Below are 2131 nucleotides of genomic sequence, written 5' to 3'. Positions count from 1 at the left end.
CGGCCCGCGGGTGCTCGGCCAGGTGGGCATCGTGACGGCCGTGCGTCTCGACCATCTTCTCGAGCGCGAACCCGGTGGCGTGGACCGGCAGGTCGCCGTACTCCGTGAGGAGGACGTCGTTGCCGTACCAGTGGTCCCAGTGGTTGTGGGTGTTGATCAGCGCGGTCAGGGGACCGGCGCCGAGGCGGCGGAGGTCGTCGGCGATGACCCGGGCCTGGTGCTCGGAGCCGTGGGTGTCGACCATGACCAGGCCGTCGTCGCCGCCGATGAGGGTGATGTTGACGTGCATCCAGTCGTAGTGGGCGACCCAGACACGCGGCGCCACCTCGGTGAAGTCGGGCATGCCGGTCACTGTAGGCAGGGCTAGTAGTCTTGGCACTCGTGCACGCTGAGTGCCAGAGGAGACATCCGAGCCGACGAAGGAGGCGCCATGGTCGAGGACCGCAAGCTCGCCGTCCTGCGCGCCATCGTCGAGGACTACGTCGCCACCGAGGAGCCGGTCGGTTCGCGGGCCCTGGTCGAGCGGCACGGGCTCAATGTCTCGCCGGCCACGGTGCGCAACGACATGGCAGCGCTGGAGGAGGAAGGCTTCATCCACCAGCCCCACACCAGCGCCGGCCGGGTGCCGACCGACAAGGGCTACCGGCTCTTCGTCGACCGGCTGAGCTCCGTCAAGGCGATGAGCGCCGCCGAGAAGCGCGCCATCGCCACCCTGCTGGACAGTGCCGTCGACCTCGACGACGTCGTCCAGCGTTCGGTGCGGCTGCTGAGCACGCTCACGCGGCAGGTCGCGATCGTGCAGTATCCGACGCTGTCGCGCAGCACCGTGCGCCACATCGAGCTCGTCGCGATCAGCCCGACGCGGGTGATGCTGATCCTGATTCTCAGCACCGGCCGGGTCGAGCAACGACTCGTGGACATCCCGTCCGAGATGTCGGACACCCAGCTCGGCGACCTGCGCATCCTGCTCAACCAGGCAGCCGCGGGCAAGCGCATCGCCGACGGTGCCGCTGCCCTGAGCACCCTGCCCGACGGTGTGCCCCACGCCGATCGGGCGTTGACCCGCAGCCTCGTCGACGTGCTGACGGACGCCATGTCCGACCACCGCAGCGACGAGCGCGTGGCGGTCGCCGGCGCCGCCAACCTTGCCCGGTTCGGTGACAGCTTCGACACCGCGGTGCGCCCGCTGCTCGAGGCGCTCGAGGAGCACGTCGTGCTGCTCAAGCTGATCGGCGAGGTCACGACGGGCGACGCGGTCACCGTGCGCATCGGCCACGAAGGCCCCTACTCCCAGCTCGCCTCGACCAGCGTCGTGGCGACCGGCTACGGACCCCCGGACCAGGCGTTGGCGACGCTCGGCGTCGTCGGACCGACCCGCATGGACTACCCCGGATCCATGGCGGCCGTGCGCGCTGTTGCGCGCTACGTCTCCAGGATCCTCGACGAAGGACAGCAGTGAGCAATCGTGTCATCTGACCTCTACGAGTTGCTCGGAGTCTCCCGGGACGCCGACGCCGCCGCGATCAAGAAGGCCTACCGGGGCCTCGCCCGGCAGTTGCACCCGGACGTCAACCCGGACCCCGCGACGCAGGAGAAGTTCAAGGAGGTCTCGCGCGCCTACGAAGTGCTCTCCGACCCCCAGAAGCGGGCGGCCTACGACCGTGGCGGCGACCCGTTCGCCGGCGGCGCCGCGGGCTTCGGCCAGGGGCAGGGCTTCTCCTTCACCGACATCATGGACGCCTTCTTCGGTGGCGGCGCGCCCGGCACCGGCGGCCAGGGGCGGGGACCGCGTCAGCGCGTACGCCGCGGCCAGGACGCACTGATCCGGCTCGACGTGGAGCTCGCCGAGGCCGCCTTCGGCACCACCAAGGAGCTCAAGGTCGACACGGCGGTCGTCTGCACGGCCTGCCACGGCGTCGGGGCCGCGCCCGGCTCCGAGCCGATCATCTGCGAGACCTGCCGCGGCGCCGGCGAGGTCGCCCAGGTGCAACGGTCGTTCCTCGGCGAGATCCGTACGCTGCGCCCGTGCGCGGCGTGCCGCGGCTACGGCTCGGTCATCCCCGACCCGTGCCGCGAGTGCTCGGGCGACGGCCGGGTCCGCTCGCGTCGGACGCTGACGGTGAAGATCCCC

General features: G+C 70.9%; 3 protein-coding genes. 2 read left to right on the top strand and 1 reads right to left on the bottom strand.

Features of this window, described 5'->3' with window-relative positions; all coding sequences use genetic code 11:
• Nucleotides 1-343 (bottom strand): MBL fold metallo-hydrolase (locus tag RMO85_RS14240; protein WP_310529385.1); only part of this gene is annotated, 343 nt, incomplete at its 3' end.
• An 87-nt stretch (nt 344-430) separates the two neighbouring features.
• On the opposite strand from RMO85_RS14240, the gene hrcA reads away from it, so the two are divergent.
• Together hrcA and RMO85_RS14230 are read left to right on the top strand one after the other, a co-directional pair.
• Nucleotides 431-1459 (top strand): heat-inducible transcriptional repressor HrcA, encoded by a 1029-nt coding sequence (gene hrcA / locus RMO85_RS14235; RefSeq protein ID WP_310529384.1) that lies wholly within the window; start codon nt 431-433, stop codon nt 1457-1459.
• A 6-nt stretch (nt 1460-1465) separates the two neighbouring features.
• On the top strand, nt 1466-2131 hold a 666-nt coding region (locus RMO85_RS14230), incomplete at its 3' end, for a DnaJ domain-containing protein (RefSeq protein WP_310529383.1).

The sequence above is a fragment of the Nocardioides sp. genome (assembly GCF_031422975.1).
Taxonomy (GTDB): domain Bacteria; phylum Actinomycetota; class Actinomycetes; order Propionibacteriales; family Nocardioidaceae; genus Nocardioides.
This window is presented reverse-complemented; position numbering and strand designations above follow the sequence as displayed.